Annotated in this window: 13 protein-coding genes; 3 read left to right on the top strand and 10 right to left on the bottom strand. The window is 49.9% G+C overall.

Going from position 1 to position 17,690, the window contains the following annotated elements; translation table 11 throughout:
- The first annotated feature begins 11 nt into the window (after positions 1-11).
- Genes JWG39_RS06885 through JWG39_RS06875 form a run of 3 tightly spaced genes read left to right on the top strand, consistent with a single transcriptional unit; the run spans position 12 to position 2,790 of the window.
- A complete protein-coding gene (locus tag JWG39_RS06885) occupies positions 12-992 on the top strand; it encodes a serine O-acetyltransferase (protein WP_205218650.1) in 981 nt (326 codons plus the stop codon).
- Positions 993-994: 2 nt separating this feature from the next.
- Positions 995-1,903, top strand: a complete 909-nt coding sequence (cysK, locus tag JWG39_RS06880) for a cysteine synthase A (protein ID WP_205218649.1) — start codon at positions 995-997, stop codon at positions 1,901-1,903.
- Positions 1,904-1,908: 5 nt separating this feature from the next.
- Positions 1,909-2,790: a selenium metabolism-associated LysR family transcriptional regulator gene (locus tag JWG39_RS06875; protein WP_205218648.1), complete on the top strand. Its 882-nt coding sequence runs from the start codon at positions 1,909-1,911 to the stop codon at positions 2,788-2,790.
- Between the two features lie 99 nt (positions 2,791-2,889).
- Here JWG39_RS06875 and JWG39_RS06870 read toward each other — a convergent pair whose 3' ends face one another.
- The 10 genes from JWG39_RS06870 to JWG39_RS06825 all read right to left on the bottom strand — a co-directional run bounded on the left by JWG39_RS06870 (position 2,890) and on the right by JWG39_RS06825 (position 17,503).
- Positions 2,890-4,014, bottom strand: coding sequence for a hemolysin family protein (locus tag JWG39_RS06870; protein WP_205218647.1), 1,125 nt, complete (start codon positions 4,012-4,014; stop codon positions 2,890-2,892).
- A gap of 182 nt (positions 4,015-4,196) precedes the next feature.
- Positions 4,197-5,624, bottom strand: coding sequence for a cache domain-containing protein (locus JWG39_RS06865; protein ID WP_205218646.1), 1,428 nt, complete (start codon positions 5,622-5,624; stop codon positions 4,197-4,199).
- A gap of 606 nt (positions 5,625-6,230) precedes the next feature.
- On the bottom strand, positions 6,231-7,409 hold the full coding sequence (clsB, locus tag JWG39_RS06860; protein WP_205218645.1) for a cardiolipin synthase ClsB: 1,179 nt from the start codon (positions 7,407-7,409) through the stop codon (positions 6,231-6,233).
- Positions 7,410-8,088: 679 nt separating this feature from the next.
- Positions 8,089-8,862 carry a hypothetical protein gene (locus JWG39_RS06855; RefSeq protein WP_205218644.1) on the bottom strand — a complete coding sequence of 258 codons (774 nt, stop codon included), beginning with the start codon at positions 8,860-8,862 and terminating at the stop codon, positions 8,089-8,091.
- A 7-nt stretch (positions 8,863-8,869) separates the two neighbouring features.
- Entirely contained in the window at positions 8,870-9,523 is a 654-nt protein-coding gene (locus JWG39_RS06850) for a BRCT domain-containing protein (protein WP_205218643.1), read from the bottom strand.
- A 266-nt stretch (positions 9,524-9,789) separates the two neighbouring features.
- Positions 9,790-10,506: a M48 family metallopeptidase gene (locus tag JWG39_RS06845; RefSeq protein ID WP_205218642.1), complete on the bottom strand. Its 717-nt coding sequence runs from the start codon at positions 10,504-10,506 to the stop codon at positions 9,790-9,792.
- Positions 10,506-13,616, bottom strand: coding sequence for a type I restriction endonuclease subunit R (locus JWG39_RS06840; protein WP_205218641.1), 3,111 nt, complete (start codon positions 13,614-13,616; stop codon positions 10,506-10,508). The genes JWG39_RS06845 and JWG39_RS06840 overlap by 1 nt, the downstream gene beginning before the upstream one ends.
- Positions 13,609-15,582 (bottom strand): GmrSD restriction endonuclease domain-containing protein, encoded by a 1,974-nt coding sequence (locus JWG39_RS06835; RefSeq protein WP_205218640.1) that lies wholly within the window; start codon positions 15,580-15,582, stop codon positions 13,609-13,611. The genes JWG39_RS06840 and JWG39_RS06835 overlap by 8 nt, the downstream gene beginning before the upstream one ends.
- Positions 15,579-16,754, bottom strand: a complete 1,176-nt coding sequence (locus JWG39_RS06830) for a restriction endonuclease subunit S (protein ID WP_205218639.1) — start codon at positions 16,752-16,754, stop codon at positions 15,579-15,581. Before JWG39_RS06830 ends, JWG39_RS06835 begins: the two co-directional genes overlap by 4 nt.
- 77 nt (positions 16,755-16,831) lie before the next feature.
- Complete coding sequence (locus JWG39_RS06825) at positions 16,832-17,503, bottom strand: hypothetical protein (RefSeq protein WP_205218638.1); 672 nt, start codon at positions 17,501-17,503, stop codon at positions 16,832-16,834.
- Positions 17,504-17,690: the final 187 nt, after the last annotated feature.

Here is a 17,690-nt window from a genome sequence, read left to right as displayed (position 1 = left end):
GGGAGAAGTAGATGGCTATAAAACACGACAACAACCTGCCGGTGTTCAAGGAAAATTACGGCAAGCCCAAAGACTGCCCCACCGATCATCTGCATAATCAGGTGCCGGGCGTGGTGAAACGTCTGCTTGAATCGTGGAGCAGTAAGAGCTGCTATGAACACATCAGTTCAACACCTATTCCAAGTAAGCAAAAGATTATTGAAATTATAGAAAGGACCCGCAAGATACTCTTCCCCGGTTTTTTCACCCAGAAACGGCTCCACCCCACCAATCTTGAGTTTCATATCGGCTCGGAGACAAATGAACTCTACGACGAAGTAGTAGAGCAGATTCATGTCACCATCCGTCACGACTGCTCACGGCATAACCGTACCTGTAAGAACAGCGATATTTTGAGCCATGAGCTGGCATTGAAGTTTATTGACACTCTGCCGGAAATCGCAGAAATCCTCGCCTCTGACATCCGTGCAACCCTCAAGGGAGATCCGGCAACGAAAAGTCCTGACGAGGTCATCTTCTGCTATCCCGGCCTGCTGGCAACCTCGATTTACCGTATCGCCCATGTGCTCCATGAGATTGAAGTTCCCACCATTCCGCGTATCATGACAGAACACGCCCACAGCCTCACCGGAATCGATATTCACCCTGGCGCAACCATCGGCGAAGGTTTTTTTATAGATCACGGAACCGGCGTCGTTATTGGTGAAACCTGTGTTATCGGCAACAACGTTCGTCTCTACCAGGGTGTAACCCTGGGAGCTCTCTCTCTCGGACCGGATGCAGGCGCTAAAATGAAGAACACAAAACGTCACCCGACTATTGAGGACAATGTCATCATCTACTCCAATACGACCATCCTCGGCGGTGAAACTGTTATCGGTGAGGGTGCAACCATTGGCGGAAACAACTGGCTCACTGAAAGTGTCGACCCCGGAACCCGGGTACTGGTGCGCAAACCGGAACTCATTTATTCCAGTAAAAAAAGGCCATAACGATGAAAACTATTCTTGATACCATCGGCTCAACCCCGCTCCTTCACCTCTCCTCCATCGCTCCCGGTGGCGCTGAGGTTCTGGCCAAACAGGAGTCACGGAATCCGGGCGGCAGTATAAAAGACCGCCCGGCTTTTTTCATGGTCAGGGCAGCCGTTGAAGAGGGACGCCTCGCCCCCTGCGGAACCATCATTGAACCGACCAGCGGAAATACCGGAATCGGTCTCGCCCTGGTCTGCAGTCAGCTGCAGTACAAACTCATCCTCACCATGCCGGAATCAATGTCCCTTGAGCGGCGCAAACTGCTCACGCACCTCGGCGCAGAGCTTGTTCTCACCACTGCCGCCGATGGAATGACAGGTGCTATCAACAAGGCAGAGGCACTGCAGAAAGAGATTCCCGGCAGCATCATTTTGAACCAGTTCGCCAATCCGGCCAATGCCGAGGCACACCGCCAGACAACCGCTGAAGAGATCTGGCGCGACAGTGATGGAAAGGTTGATTTTCTGGTGGTTGCAGTTGGCACCGGCGGGACTCTTACTGGTGCTGGTGAAAGGCTCAAAGAGCTGAATCCTGATATTAAAATTATTGCCGTGGAACCGGCTGAGTCAGCCGTTCTCTCCGGTAAAAAACCCGGCCCCCACGGAATTCAGGGAATTGGCGCAGGTTTCATTCCCGAACTGCTCAATGTAGATCTGATCGACGAGATCATCACCGTTACCACTGAAGAGGCTGTTGCCATGGCGAAACGACTCGCCACTGAGGAGAGTATCCTCTGTGGTATCTCAAGCGGAGCAGCAGCTGCTGCGGCGGCACTGGTGGCTGCCCGGCCGGAGAACAGGGGAAAACACGTTGTCACTATCCTCCCCGATACCGGAGAACGCTACCTGAGCACTCCGCTTTTCTCCTGATATCCATGGAAACCCGTCATCTCAAAGTTTTTCTTGCCGTTTTCCGTCACCGCAGCTTTACCAAAGCTGCGGAGTCACTCTTTACCAGCCAGCCAACGGTGAGCGAGCATATTCAGAATCTTGAGAACCAGCTTGGGGTACAGCTGTTTGACCGCCTCGGCCGCACCATCATTCCTACGGCGGAAGCTGAAATTCTCTACGAGGGAGCAAAAAAGATTCTCTCAGATATAGAAATGCTGCAGGAGAGGGTCAGCCGCTCCGCAGAAACCGTTGCCGGAGAATTGATCATCGGGGCGAGCAGTATTCCCGGAACCTGGCTGCTTCCTGCACGAGCCGCAGAGTTCAAAAAGAAATATCCCCAGATATCTTTTGAGATCCGTGTTTCAGATTCTGCGGAGGTGGTGAAAGAGGTGGCGGACAATGAACTCATTCTGGGAATTGTCGGAGCACAGACCACCAGCTCGCGTGTGAAGTACTCTTTTCTGGAGACAGACGAATTACTTCTCGTCACTTCTGCAGACAGTACACTGCCGGATAAAATCACTCCGGAGCAGCTGTATGCGACTCCCTTTGTTCAACGCGAATCAGGTTCCGGTACCCGTAAAAGTTTTGAGAGCAAGCTCCAGGAAACTGGTATTAACCCGGCCCGTCTTAATATCGCTGCCACCCTCGGTTCCAGTGCCGCCGCCAAAGAAGCGGTACGCGTTGGACTCGGTGTCACTATTATCTCCAGCCACGCCGTTGAGCAGGAGCTGCAGTCGGGAGTAATGCGCCAGGTAAAAATTCCCGGCGTATCCATGAAACGTGATTTCTACATTGTTCTTCCCGCCCGCCGCACCCTGCCGAACCATTACGCCCTGTTTGCGGATTTTTTACAGGGCATCTGAACTGCCTGCCTTCGTTTGTAACCACGAATGGACACGAATTTTGCTTTTTCCTGCCTCCCGTCTCCCTTTTTCTTTCTCCTTTTTTTTAATATTCACCTGCTAATCAGCCGCGCGGTTTTTTGCGTCGTCTGAATTGATTTGTTCGGTCTTTATTTGGTCAAAGATATCAGCATCAAGTCCCATTACCCTGGCACGTTTATCCCATTGTTTCCGTGCCAGAGCACGCATATCTTCAACATCGTCTGTTTCATCCATAATTTCCATCCCCATAATCGTCTCGATTAAATCCTCCAGTGTCACCAGCCCATCTGTCCCTCCATGCTCATTGACAACTATAGCGATGTGTTGACGATCCTTAAGAAACTGCTCCAACAATACTGTCAACGATACCGAATCCGGGACAGTAAGTATTTTACGTTTCAATGAATTGAGTTTTTGATAGCATCGCTCCTGAGTTGCGTTAATCAGAACATCCTCTTTAAGAACAAAACCAGTTATATCGTCAATACTCGTCGTATAGATCGGCAGACGTGAAAAAGGGGTTTGGGTAACGTGTTTCAACGAATCGATAATCTTCATGTCCTCGGGTAATGCGGAGATAACAGTACGTGGTGTCATGATATCGTCTACTTTGAGTGACTCGAATCGAAATATATTTCGGATAAGCATCGATTCCTGATCGCGAATATGCCCCGTCTCTACTCCTACCTGAGCCATGGCGATGAATTCGTCTCTACTGAAAATGTGAATATCTTTTCCATGTGAAATAATTTTTGTGAGTCTCTCAGAAATCCACACAATTGGATAAAGGAGCACAATCAGAATATTTAGAAAATACGAAATCGGACCTGCAAGTATTGTCCAGTAGACGGCTCCTAAGGTTTTAGGAACAATTTCGGAAAGAAAAAGTATTAAAAGCGTCATGACAGCCGAAAAGAGGCCAAACCATGCGTTTCCAAATACGACTGTCGCTTTGGCCCCGGCACCGATTGCGCCAACCGTATGCGCAATAGTGTTTAGTGTCAAAATAGCAGCAAGTGATCGGTCCACATTGTCTTGTCTCAGTCGTTTCAAAAGAGTCGCATGCTTTGGCCGCTTTTCTTTCTGCACTTCGATAAATGAAGGCGTAATACTTAAAAGTACTGATTCTGCTACAGAACAGAGAAATGAAAAGACCAATGCCAGCAGTACATAAATTATTAATAACAGACCATCAGTGCTCATATCTTTAATACCTCTTTCGTGAGAACCCTCTACGCCAGCGGCATGAGCCGAGATAGTCAATACCAGTGATAATACAGGGGAAAAAGTCCTGCTCGATAATTTTAAAAACACACTCTCTCTGGAGAATAGCAATTATTGGTAACGTAAATATAGAGAATTGCCGTCAACACGGCTGTGTAGATTCATGCCATCCGACACCAGGACTCTGATGCCTCGTATTCTTGATCCTCAGGGGAAACACTCAAGTCTTTAGAACGAATATCTATTTTTTTCTCATTGACCAGGTACAGGCAGGCATCGACGCTTGGAGCGTGATAGATGGTTCCCCTGCCTGCACGGATTGCGTCAAGGGCACTTTCTATGCCCAGCGATGCGCGATAAGGACGATGCGATGACATGGCTTCCACCACATCGGCTACAGTAATAATCTTTGCTTCCAGGAGGATGTCCCGCTCGGTGAGCCCCCGAGGATAGCCCGAGCCATCCAAGTGTTCATGGTGCTGGTAAACAATTTCCGCCACCGGCCACGGGAAGTGAATTCCTTTTAATATCTCATAACCTGCCTGGGGGTGACATCTGATGACAGCCGTCTCCTCTCTGGTGAGTTTGCTTGGTTTACACAGATAGTCAGAAGGCAGGGTAATCTTGCCGATATCGTGCAGCAGGGCCGCAATGTGCAGCCCCTCAAGCTGCTGCTCCTCGAGTCCCAACTCCCTGCCAATTGCAGACGCCAGGATGTCAACCCGTACCTGATGACCGGCGGTATAAGGGTCCCGTTTTTCGGCGGTGGATGCCAGCGAAGTTACGGTTTCCTCCAGGCTTGCATGCAGGTCATCCCGACTTTTCTTCAGTTTTTCCAGGCTCTCCTCCAGAGACTTCATCAGTTTCTCCCGCTCCAGAAAGATCTTTAGTCTCTCCCGCTCCGCTGCAAGGGCCTGACGAATAGAGTAAACATCCAGCAACATGACGATCAGTAAAATACCCAGGGAAATGGTGGTGAGTTTTTTCCGAATTTCGGCGATCTCGGCACGGACATCATCGAGATACATGCCGGTAGCGATAAACCATCCCCATGGTTCAAAGCCTTTGACGTACGCCCTCTTCGAAACTATTCTTGTGGGGTCATCCTTCCACTGCCACCGGTAGTCAACATATCCCGCTCCCTGTTGCTGCACCATCTTGAGAGATTTATTTAAAAGGTATTTGAGTTTTACATCCTGGAAGCCGGAAACGTCCTTGCCCTCCAAATCGCGGCGGTAGGGCTGCATGACCAGCCGTGGTTCCATGTCACTGATCCAGAAGTAGTCTTTTTGCTCTGGCCCCCAGCGAAGAGTACGGAGTCGCAGGATCGCCCGCTTCTGAGCTTCGGCTCTGGATAATTCACCAGATAATTCTCGGTCATGATAGTTTTCAATCAAGCTCCAGGTCGTTTCCGCCAGTTCCCGGATCATTTCCTGCTTTCTAGCGATGAAGCCCTCCTCAAGCTGCGGCAGGAGAACGAAAAAAATAGCGATGACAAAAAGGAGAAGAGTGCAAAGGGTTGGCAGGGCTATGCGGCAGGAAGTTTTGCTGATCAGCCTGGTCAATCCTTTTACTTTTTTTTCAAGCATGACGACGCCCCAGGGTCTGAATAGTCCAACATTGTCGATGCGGAACTCCCTGTTGAGGGTCTGCAGACCTGATCGAAACAGCACCTGAAGCAAATAAGACATCAGCTGAGAGCAGCAATTTCATGACAGTGGTTTTCACTTTTCCTTCTCCGAATTACTGCAAAGGGTTAAATAAATTTTGTGAACTGTCAAATAAAAAACAGCCTTCAGACAAACCTGCCTGTCTTCCACCTTTTATCTATAATACCATTTACACTTTGTATTGACCAGAGAGCGCGACTGCGTGGACATCTTTTTTTGTGATTACGAATGAGTAATAATTCGTGTGTATCCGAAGTTAAACCGTACAGTGTACCAGGAGTATTAATCAACTCTGGTCGTCATCCGAAAGTCGGGGTTGAGCGTTTTACGCTCTCATATTCCGTGTCTTCCGTGGTTTACAAGGGCATTCTCTTATGCTTTTTTCAGTAATAATTCGTGTTTATTCGTGGTTCCTTTTGTCGTTTGTAACCATGAATAGATAAACAGGAGACAAAACGGGGTATAACTTAATAGGAATGGTATAATCTGCTTTTTCTTTTCTCGTCCTTTCCGTTTTAATTTCTATTAACTCTTTGTATTTATATGTTTTTTCGGCCAGCCTTGCGGAAGATATCCCGCTATACTGACCATAAATCGTGTCAATCCATAGCTGAGCCAGCTCACCAGACGCAGAAGAATATGCTGTGATCTCCAGGTCTCCTCTGATATCCGCCTCGCCCCCATGGTAATTGCCTCACTCAGACTCGCCTTCAGCGTTGCACTAAAAGCCGGATCGTCGACGACAACATTTGCTTCAAGAGCAAGCAGGAGACTGAAAGGATCGAGATTGGAAGAGCCCACCGTTGCCCAGGAGGTATCAATCACTGCTACCTTGGCATGCAGGATACTCTGATGATATTCATAAATCTCAATCCCCGCATCAAGGAGAGTGCCGAAGAGAGCACGGGACGCATAATAGACCAGACGGTGATCCGTTTTCCCCTGCAGGAGCAGGACAACCCGGACGCCACGCCGAGCTGCGGCCACCAGTGCATGGCGAAAATTCAAGCCCGGTAAAAAATAGGCATTGGCCAGAATAATTTCCCTTTTTGCCAGACCGATTGCCTTCAAGTACGCGTTTTCTATATCGCGACGATGATGGAAATTATCACGGATCAGAAAACTGCAGCGCATATTTCCCGCTGCTTGTGGTACAGCAGACGGCCTTTCTTTCACCTGGGGTGAAACCAGGCCCAGGCGACGTAACCAGACAATCCTCGACCACAACCGATGGGCGGAGGCATGGATAACCTTGACCAGTGGCCCTTCTACCCGTACAGCATAATCATATTGAGGTGAATCCAGACCGGTCCGGTCATCAATAATATTCATCCCGCCGACGAAGGCGAGGTTTCGGTCTATGACTGCAAGTTTCCGATGCAGGCGCCGCAATCTCTGACGTTTGAGGGTCCACGGTGATATTTTGGGTCGGAACTTCAGCACCAGAACTCCGCCATCCTCAAGGTACTCAATCATGGTTTTTGGTAGATCCTGCGAGCCAAAGCCATCGATCAGCAGACAGGCTTTTACCCCGCGCAGAGCGGCTCGTCTGAGAGCTGCGGCAATACGGCGTCCGGTGTGATCATTTTCAAAAATATAACTCTCCAGGTATATTTCCTGAGTTGCGCGGTCAAAAGCTGTCTCGAGTGCCGGAAAATACTCCTTTCCATTATGCAACAAGGTAATTTTATTGTTTGAATACATTTGAGTCGTGAGGTGATATTACTTCAAGATAATGGGAACATTGAATATGAACGAAATACACTAAACACACGGAATTGTAGAGCAAACCTGCCTGTCTTCCTCCTTTTATATATAATCCGATTTTTCTTTCACATATTTTTTGTAAAAATGTACCGTGTTCGTCGTTTGCAATTTTATTAAAAAGATCGTCAGCGTAGTCATACAATAGCCTGAAATTAAAAATATTGCTGGAGAGAATCTACACCGGAGAAAACCTGTAAGGGTTTAGAATATGCCTTTCTTTGACCTTTCTCCTGCGTACGTCAGCCGGGTCATCTAACATTAAGCAACTCTGAAACTCGGCGGTCAATTGGTGTTTACGGTCGAGAAACTGCTGACCGGAGATCAGCGGAACTCCGCACTCGACGCAGCTCTCCACACCGCTGCGGTATTCGGTTTCACACTCCGGCCAGTAAAATGAGGCGAGTCATCATAACTGGTATCAATGTTTTTAGACTGCCCCTTAAACTTCGCATAAACTCTTCCTCATTTTGGGCATTCATAGTCAGGCGCGGTGTCTTCTTCCTTCCTTTCATATCCGCAATTAGGACATACTTTCCCCATAAGCTTCTCCACAAAAAAAACAAAATCGAACTACTTTATTGGTTATAAACATTTTTCCTTTCTGCCAATTTTGTATTCAACGGCTGTGTATACTTGCTCTGGGAAATTGAAAGAGCATGGGTGGTCTTTCCAGGATTTGACTTTTTCTGACTGGTGGGAAGGTATCGCTGTATTTTATGAAGGAATTGATGATCGGCATCCAATGATTTTCCAAGGCTTCAATATCAGTAATTTTGATGGTCTCTTCTTTCTTTTTACCGGTATAGAGCTTTATATTTTTCCATTTTTGCAGGTTAACGAAAATGGAGCAAAAACGTTTTAATTTTGTGCTGTCTATGCCGAACACATCAAGATGTTGAGCGACCGAATTAATTCTAAATTCGCTGACATCCTTTCCCAAAATATTCGCGATAATTTCGAGAGCTCTGTTTTCATCTCTCATCCTTTGTGTCGCCCTATATTCATCGTCGAGATATGACCACGCCAGGCGGCGGGGATCATAATTCCCCTGTTCTTTTAAAAAATGATCCCATACCTCGTCAAAATTCTCGGAATAAACACGTCTGCCTCCCCAGTAAGTCTTTGTCTCCCAGAACTTTCCCCCTCCCTCAGGGGAACCGTTGTATTCAATGAATGACGAAATATCAACAATCCTTATATTTTCCTGAGCACCCATGGAAACATCATCAGAAACGGTCAGACCGAGAAAACTTCCGGTGTAGATAAGATGCCAACCCCTTTTCTTAAAGAACTTAGAATACTGGTGATATTTTTCGTCCAACTGAGGTTCAATGTCCCCTTTTATCTCTATTCCACGAGGGCGGCGAGGCCCATTTTGGGTAGCATCCATTTAGTCCTCACACAGTCAAAAAATTAGCCCAATAATCTTCATGCACGATCTGAATCCCCGTGCGACGTTGATCCCTGTATCCCACTGCTTTTTCAATTTTTCGACCATACGAGGTATGAGACCAGTCTCTGCTGCAAAAAGTTCCAATAACGAGATAATCTGTTTTTAGCGTTACACCTTTGCTTGTGTTGGCTCCTCGTTTTTTGGTCTCTTCTTCGCATATTTTCCGTGGAGCATAAGAAAATTTTCCGGTTAAACAAAAGATTTTCTTATTGAAAATTATTTCTTTTGGTTCAGGTCTATCGAGAGGAAGAGTCGCCGCAATGGATTCAATAGAGTTTACGGTTGATTCTCCTGTAAATTCAGTGAGTATTTTGAATAATTCTTTCTCTTCTTTTTCATCAATAATCCCGTCTGCCAGGACACTGTGAATGTGGCAGTAGAGTGCATTAATTATAGGGTCGCTGATATTCGTAGAGTGTTTTTCCATCCAATTTTGCAGAAAGATGGTTTCATCAAGATTCACCCGATTGTCTGCAACAATGCCCTTACATAGACCGATAAGCTCGTCGATATTTCGATCATTGAGTCTTTTGTAGTTGTATCTTCTGTCAATGGGCTGTCCGTGGTCGTCAAGGAGCCTTTTTTTGTATCCGCTCATAGTCCCTCCCCATATACTTTTAATATTTTTTAAATCTTTTCGATCACACGTATCCTGAATTCCCTTCCTGCTTTTTGTTTTTCCCCAGAATACCTTTTACCCCCCAGAAGATCGGCAATTGCTCCATCTAAACTCGATTCCGACAGGTGGTCGAGAAGACTGCGGGCGTACCGCCGGGCTTCACTCCCCCGAATCTTCAACTGCTCAAGAGGTCTCCCATTTTGCTGTCCGTGTGCATGTGATGGTGTAGATCGGCACACATCTATTTACTCCCTCCACTCTTCTGCGGATAATGGCAACTCATTGAGTTCAGACCTGGCTTCCCGCCATGTCGGAAAATTCTCAGTGAGCAACGAAATAAAACGATCACTATGAGTTGGCTCAATCAGGTGGAGCATTTCATGCACAACAACGTATTCGATCAGATCTTTGGGCTTCTTCACGAGTTCGGTGTTTAACCTGATATGCCCCGCTTTGTGATTGCAACTCCCCCATTTGGTCTTCATCCGCTGGAGGAAATAGGCTGCCACCAGCACGCCGAGCTTTGGTTCCCATTTGCTGATCAGGGTAGGAATAAACTCATGCAAGAGAGACTTATGCCATTCGTGGATAATCGACGCACGTTTAGCATGGTTGCTGCCCGGCCGAACACTCATGGTGATCCGTTTATGGTCGACTGTTACGCAGGGTTTGGTGTCGCGTTCAATCACGGTCAGTAGACGTCGACGACCCCAGAGATAATGACTTTCGCGTTCGATGAATTCCCGTGGTGTTTCTCGAGCCTGATTGCGCAGCTTTTCCTGCTGATCACGTATCCAACTAAGCCTTGTAATGGCATAGGCTCGGGCCACCTCAAGGCGTGTTTCTGTCGGGGCGGATAGCGTGACACGGCCCTCTGGCGGATGAACGGAAAGGTGGACGTTTTTAATGTCCTTCCTCGTCACCGCAATTGAAAGATCACCTATGTGAATAATCTCGCTCATCAGTAACCCGGCATGTTTTTAATGAGTTCAAACAAGGCCATGGTAGCGTTTCTGTCCTTCTTCAAGAGCGGGAAGAGCGCATTAAGGACTTGTTTCTCTCGTGCGTCGTCACCTCTCCAGCCTGCCGGCGCCTTTTCACGCATGGCCTTGTCAATTTCCAGGGTCAGAATAAGCCGGCTATTACCATAATCAGCCAGTGGCTCTCTTACCTCATTGGTGGTAGAGGCTCCGGCAAAAATCGAAGGCAGGTTGTTATAGATCACCATCGCTTCACGTTTGCCAATCAGTTCCATAGGGATCCCCTCATCAGCTTGCCCTTTGGCCATTTGTTTAACCAACGCCTCAGCTTTGCGGAGAAACTCTTCATAGGATTCCGTGTCATTGTGTTTTTGCTTGATAAGGTCATCAAGCAGCTTCGACATTTCTTTGTAGAATATAGGGTCGGTCAATTGATCCCGAATAATCGTCTTTCGAACGTTGTTGATGATGCCCTCGGCAACAGCATTCTTTGAGAGTTTTCCCTTCTCGTTGAGCTTCTTTGCTATGGCGTCATGGATGCCGGTCTCAATGATCAACTCAACCAGCGAATAATTATCCACATCTCCCAAAGGGTCGGCGGGATCGGCCTGGATATAGGTGTTGATGAGGTGGCGCATGTCCGCCTCATAAGGCTTGATGTCAAGCTCTTCACCGGAGTGCTTCTTGATTGCAGCGCGAATCTCACCGAAGAATTCAACCTCTCTGTTCAGCGAGGTGATCTCGGCAGCGGAGTATCCGGCCTCAATGAGATCCTGAGAAATAGCGGCAAATGCCCGAACAAATGTGGCCACTGATTTGTAGAATGAAATACGCAGAGCCTCAGTGTCGTTCAGCGCATTTGGATCACCCGCATCGCCGCAGAAGTAATGCAGATATTGCTCTACCTCACGCGGCGCAGGAACCGGCTCACAAAGATATTTCAAAGCTTCGCGGGCACCGTCGAGCTTCGCTTTACCCTCTTTTAACCAATCTTTGAGATGGATGTTGTTGCTCTCACCGCTACCTTCATCTATGTCCAACTCGTCCGAGCTGTAAACAGCAATGGCCTGCTGTACGTCCCCAAAAAGCTCCTTGAAATCGACGATATGTCCATAATCCTTATCGTCTCCATCAAGACGGTTGGTGCGACAAATAGCCTGAAAGAGGTTGTGGTCGTGCAGTTCATTATCGAGATAAATATAGGAGCATGAGGGAGCGTCGAAACCGGTCAGCAGCTTGCTGACCACAATCAGCAATTTGCAGTTGGCAGGCTCTTCAATAAAGCGCCGCTTGGTTTCATCCTCATACTGCTTGGTCGTCTGGCCGTTCTTAAGCACATGTTGGGTATAGGTATCGAACTTGTAGCGCTCATCGCTGTTGGCGGGTTCTCTTGAAATCGCGTTGTGGTTCGGCTGGTAAGAGGTGATGATGCCACAGTACTGACCAAAAGTAGTGTTCTGGAACAGCCGGAAATAGTGACAGGCGTCATAAATGGAAGCTGCCACCAGAATGGCCGTCCCCCGATCATTGTTCAGGCGTGGCTTGAGGCTGAAATCTGCAATAATCTCTGCCATGATCTCCCGTTTTCGGGCATCAGCACTCATCAGCTTTTCCATGGTTGCCCATGTTTTCCTGACAATAGCTTTCTGAAAATTATTCAAGTTTTTTGTTTTTTCTTGGAACCATTCGTCGATTTTTTTCTTTGAGGTCAGGCGCTGCGGCACATCCCGGGCCTCGTACTTAAGATCAAGTACCACCTTGTCGGCTACGGCCTGATGGAATTTATAGGTGTGAATGTAGGTGCCGAACACCTCACGGGTGGTCTTTTTGTCTTTGCGCAGTAACGGGGTACCGGTGAAGCCAATGAAGATAGCGTCTTGCATCCACCGCTTCATCTGTTTGTTCATATCGCCACCCTGGGTCCTGTGGCATTCATCGACAAAGATGTAAAAACGTCCATGAATCGGCGGCGGGTCACTCTTAAGGTCAAGATCGAACTTGTGGATGAGCGCACAGAGTAAGCGCGGGGTGGTAGCGCCGAGCTTCTCAACAAACTGTGACCTTGAGGTAATGCGCGGCGACGGTGCCTCCTCGCCGATAACCCCGGCGTTACGCATCACGCCCACAATCTGCTTGTCCAACTCGTCACGGTCCGTGATGACCATGATTCGTGCATCAGGATCGTGTTCCATCAACCATTTGGCTATCAGCACCATGAGGATGCTCTTGCCGCTGCCCTGGGTATGCCAGATGACGCCCCCCTCGCGCTGTCGGACTCTTTCCTGGGCAGCTTTAACGCCGAAATACTGGTGGGGCCTGGGCACCTTCTTCTGGCCTGCGTCGTAAACAATGAAGTTGCGGATCAGATCCAGCAATCGTTCTTTGCCGCACATCTGAGCCAGGGGTTTGTCGAGCAAGGTGCCGGGCTTCATTGCGCTGCCGCCTTCCTCATCTTTCCACTGGACAAAGAATTGTTCTGGGGTGCCGGTGGTGCCGTAACGCAGCCCCTGGGAATCGCTGCCCGCAAAGACAAGCTGCACCGTACTGAAGAAGCCGATGTTAAATATCTCTTCCTGGTTAGTGATCAATTGCCGAACGCCATCGGCCACTTCCACCGAGCTGCGTTTGAGTTCGATCACGCCGATGGCAATACCGTTGATGTAAAGCACCAGATCCGGCCTGCGCTCATAACCGCCCTTCAGGGTAACTTCCTCGGCCAGGGCAAAATCGTTTTCCTCTGGATGCTCCCAGTCGATCAGGTGTACATCCTCGTGCGGCTGCCCAGGTGCCAGAAGCACCTTCACCGGGTAGCGCAACAGGTTATATGTGCGCATGTTGGCCTGGTAGAGGGTGACGCCTGTGGTGTCGGCTGCGGTTTCCAATTGTAGCAGGGCGGCAGAGATGTGGGCATCCGAATATCCGCGTTTCTTGAGGTTTGCCCTGAGATATTCCGCTTCGATGGGGCTATTGTTGTCCCGTTTGCTCCAATCACCCAGATACTGATAGCCAAGACAGTCCGGCCGGGATGTGTCGGTAAACAGGGCGGCCACGCGATTCTGGGTCAGCCGCTCGGGACGTGGTTTTTCAGGCATTGGATCCTCCTGATGTCATGTAGCGGTCAACGTATTGTCGAAATCCCTGAACGTCGGTAAAGCACTGAAACCCTGCCTGACTGGCCAGGGCGATCGTGGCGGGCTCTTCATTGAGCAACACTGCCACCGGCTGGCTCAACTCCTCTTGCATCCCCTGGGGCCACGCCAGATCAAACACAGCTACCTGCCGGCCGGAGTCGGCATCGGCATAATCGTACGACACAATCCCACGAGGCAGTCCGCAAGATGCCACCCAGTTGTTTAGCGTTTCCAGTTCTGCCTCTTCATCCTCGCTGCTGATTCCGCCCACCACAATGGCCGGCTCCATCTTCGGGGTGGCTCCGCTGGCAAGCCATCTTGTATCCCCATGCAGTAAAGCCTCCATCTGGCGATTCAGCTCATCGGCCAACAACGCCTTTCGGGCCTCCAAAAAGTCACGGTATCGGTCCAAACTCCACAGTGCCGGATCGGTGGGAATCCATTGCGAAGCCAACGCACCGGGGTATGCAGCCTCCACCTCGGGGAAATAGACCTCCGGCAGCCGGTCGCTGATCTTCAGATTGGTGTCCTTGGTCAAAAAGCAGAAATTCGCCAGGGCGTTCACCTCCGGCTTTTGAAAATTATAGCACTTGGCCTTGTATAGCTGGGCCTTGGGAAAGATGTGGTGCACCTCCAGGCGGCTCATCTTGCCCAGCAGGTTAGCTTTAAGCGGCAGGCCCGTGCCCCAATCCCGCGACTCACCCATGCGCGTCAACAGGTAAAGCACCGGGTAAAACCGCGCCCCCCGGCTCCAGGCGGTGAAGTGTCCGGCTTCGGCTCGCAGCCCGCCGTTCCATAGGCGCAACTGCTCAAGCAGGGGGTCGAGATTGCCATCAGTGCTAACGATTGCCTCCAGATCCTTGTCGATGTAGGATTCGGTGGAGCCTGAAAAACGGCCCCACATTGCGGCCTGGGCAAACCAGAAAAGCAGCTTGTCGCGCTGCTTCTCGTTAATCGGACCAAGTTTGTTGCATTCTCGCTGGTCGAGGTATCGCGCCATGACCGGAACGCCAAAGCGACCAAAAAACACCTGGTCGTGATCCAGCCCCAGGCGACCGCTGATTAGATTGAGACATGTGTCGATATGTTTGGTGGTGCGATCCAGGGCATCCTTGATCTCGTCCGCGGTCTTCTCATGCAGATACTGGAATTTCGCTTCACCGGTTAGCACCGTATTCACCGAACGCAGCAACCAATCGAGATTGAAATGGAAGTCCGCCCCGGCCCACTCCTTGAGTTTGGCTTTCATCGCATCTCGGCCCTCCGGCCATTCGGCGCAGATTTTGGCCAGTGCCAGATCACCTTTGGAGAGCTTGGTGCCGCCGGAATTCACCCGGTTGAAGATGTTCACCACCACATCCAGTGTTTTGTCCGCGCCAGTCACCTCCTCGGCATGCAGTTCGATTTCCAGAATCCCCAAAATCCGAGAGATCCGGCCCGAATATTTGACCGCTTTGGTGCCGATCTCCGGGTGTTCGGCAAGAGATTCGATAAGCTTTTCGTGCCCATCCTGACCGTTTTTCATCAACTCGGTTACGTCGATCCACAATGGGTCGTCCTTCATTTTGACCGGTTGAAAGAACTCGAAAGTCTCCGAATCCAGATGGAAACGCAGGCCGGTGAACGCCTGGGCGTTGCCATCGAAAAACTTCGGCGGCTTACCGCGCGCCACGCCGTAAACGGTGGTCATGCGTTGCTGACCATCGAGCAGCAGCTTAACAATCCCTCCCGCCAGCGATCCGTCACCGCGATGGGCAGCGGTTTTGGATTCGGTAGTCCAGACGAGCAGCCCGCCGACCGGGTGACGACGATAGAGGGAATCGAACAAACCGCGCACCTGGTCGCGGTTCCAGACATAACCGCGTTGGAATTCGGGTAAGGCCATATGGCCGCTGTCAATGTGATCAAGAATGGTGGAAATCTTCATGTCAGCCTCGTCTTTCCGGTTAAGAGTTCCTGCATCATGGCTTGTTTAATGTCTTTGGTTTTGTTGCGGCGCTGTTCAAGGGCGGCTAGCTCGGCGTCCATATCTGAGAGGATGGTGGCGATGGCGGTTTGTTCGGGGAGGGATGGTACCTTCACCTCAACGCTGGAAAGTGCGGTTGCGCTGATGTGAACCACCGCATCTCCCTGACCTCTGCTTGCTTTCTGCTTTCTAACTGGCGTTGTGTTGCAGTAGTAACCCATGAAGATTGGGTCGGCTTCATGCGGTCGCAGGATAACAATATCCCCGCCCGCGTATGCTTCTCGGTCGTCGATAAAAGCGACGCACTTCCCAATCTCATCCTTCGTCTCGCCGGAACCAGCAAAGAGAATGTCGCCTTTCTTCAGGCGTACAGCGGTCGACGCGACCGAGGAAGATATCCAAGAGTTGTAAGATAGGACATAGTCGTTGTGGTGTGTGTAAATTTCACCGTATCGGATACAAGGCAAGTCACCGCTCTGCGCTTCATCTTTTCGGACGCCACTCCCCTTGAGAAAGCCCCCCATGTCTCCCAACCGTTTCACCTCCCACTCCCCCTTAAACCCCGGCAGGCGGGTTTTGCCGGTGAGGAGCTGCTGCATGGCGGCCTGTTTGAGGTCGCGCTTCTTGGCGATCAGCCGGTCGAGGCCATCCAGCAGGGCATCCACATCGCTCAGGGCGGTGGCAATGGCACGTTGTTCGGGGAGTGGTGGCACTAAGACAGGACATCTCTTAAGAGCGCCCTGATCTATAGTGGTCATTGTTGCTGTCTTAGCAGATGACACCAGATATTTCCGCGAATGGACGCCAAGGCAGTTCAAGTAAAGGAAACGAGCATCCATTATGTTCGGATTAGCTCTTACCCGAATTACATGACTGTCAAAAACTACATCTGCCTCCTTGCAGTCCGGCAATATATTGCAATAAGCAATACCACTTGGCACCACAGAAGAACGAGTAAAAAAAAGATCTCCTTCCTGTGCGCGAAAGTTTTGAATTTGGGATGTGGTTGCATCAAACAAATCAAGTGTTTCAATCGAAATCGGTGCCGCTGTATACATGTCGCCAACGTTAACGAGATGAACTCCACGGCCTTTTCTATTGGGTTCGTAAAATAGGCCGTTTTGCATTGGCACCAACGAAATCCTTTCTAAGTCCGAAGTGCCCCAATCCGCTGGAATCACCCCAACCTCAGTCTGCTTATATCCCGGCTTTAGCTCCATACCGCCCCCATGCGCTTGAGGTGTTCATCGACGCGGACCGACAACTCCGTCACTTCGTCCACCAATTTCGGTAGTGGCGTGTCGTAGCGTTCGGCAAGCTGACGGATGCGGGTGGTAAGCGTCTGCGAGACGCGATCCAGCTCACCCTGCACGGCCATGGCCAGCGTGGTCAGCCACTTGTCATCCACCACCAGGGTCTTGATCTCGTCCACGCTGAGCTGTGGGTATTTTTCATAGGCCAGCTTGTCCAGCGCAGCATCCGCTTCCTTGACCTTGCTCTTGAGTGCGCTTTGTTCTTCAAGAAGGCTCAGGTAACGAACCGTGGCATGCAAATCGACAAGGTTCTCCGGCAGAGGGTCGGCCCCCAGTCGCTTCTGGTATTGCTTATCGGCCTTAGCGAGAAGCTTTGACGCTTCTTTGGTTGCAGCCTTCTGCTCTTTGTCCGCTTCGAGATAGCTGGTAAGTATCGCGCTCTCCTTCGGCTCGCTGGTCGCGGCAAGTCTATCCTTGACCGCCTTGAGGGTCAGATTGCCCCTGTTGTTCTTCAACACAGAAATAAAGTGGTGGTCGATGAGAACGCGGATCTGCTGGGCGTGTCCCTCGCCCTGACCCATGAGGGCGCTGTAAGCGCGACTTGCGGTTTTGTCTTCCTCATTCCACACAGCGACGAGCGCCTGGGTGTAAGCCTCTTGGGCGTCTCCCTTGGTGGAAACATCTTTCAGCAGCTATTCCCGGTTGGAGCTAAAAAACGGCCTGAAATTGATTTTCGTACCATCGGCTGTGAATTCAGCACAAAACCAAACAGTATAATGTGGTTTTTGAGCAACAATATGCAAATCGGGTGGGAAC

Origin of the sequence: Desulforhopalus vacuolatus (genome assembly GCF_016918505.1) — a bacterium.
Lineage (GTDB): Bacteria > Desulfobacterota > Desulfobulbia > Desulfobulbales > Desulfocapsaceae > Desulforhopalus > Desulforhopalus vacuolatus.
This window is presented reverse-complemented; position numbering and strand designations above follow the sequence as displayed.

Coding starts and splice junctions, on each gene's coding strand:
- JWG39_RS06840 (WP_205218641.1), bottom strand. CDS start 13,616: ATGCCTGAAAAACCACGTCCCGAGCGGCTGACCCAGAATCGCGTGGCC.
- JWG39_RS06845 (WP_205218642.1), bottom strand. CDS start 10,506: ATGAGCGAGATTATTCACATAGGTGATCTTTCAATTGCGGTGACGAGG.
- JWG39_RS06875 (WP_205218648.1), top strand. CDS start 1,909: ATGGAAACCCGTCATCTCAAAGTTTTTCTTGCCGTTTTCCGTCACCGC.
- JWG39_RS06835 (WP_205218640.1), bottom strand. CDS start 15,582: ATGAAGATTTCCACCATTCTTGATCACATTGACAGCGGCCATATGGCC.
- JWG39_RS06865 (WP_205218646.1), bottom strand. CDS start 5,624: ATGCTTGAAAAAAAAGTAAAAGGATTGACCAGGCTGATCAGCAAAACT.
- JWG39_RS06850 (WP_205218643.1), bottom strand. CDS start 9,523: ATGAGCGGATACAAAAAAAGGCTCCTTGACGACCACGGACAGCCCATT.
- cysK (WP_205218649.1), top strand. CDS start 995: ATGAAAACTATTCTTGATACCATCGGCTCAACCCCGCTCCTTCACCTC.
- JWG39_RS06855 (WP_205218644.1), bottom strand. CDS start 8,862: ATGGATGCTACCCAAAATGGGCCTCGCCGCCCTCGTGGAATAGAGATA.
- JWG39_RS06885 (WP_205218650.1), top strand. CDS start 12: ATGGCTATAAAACACGACAACAACCTGCCGGTGTTCAAGGAAAATTAC.
- JWG39_RS06870 (WP_205218647.1), bottom strand. CDS start 4,014: ATGAGCACTGATGGTCTGTTATTAATAATTTATGTACTGCTGGCATTG.
- clsB (WP_205218645.1), bottom strand. CDS start 7,409: ATGTATTCAAACAATAAAATTACCTTGTTGCATAATGGAAAGGAGTAT.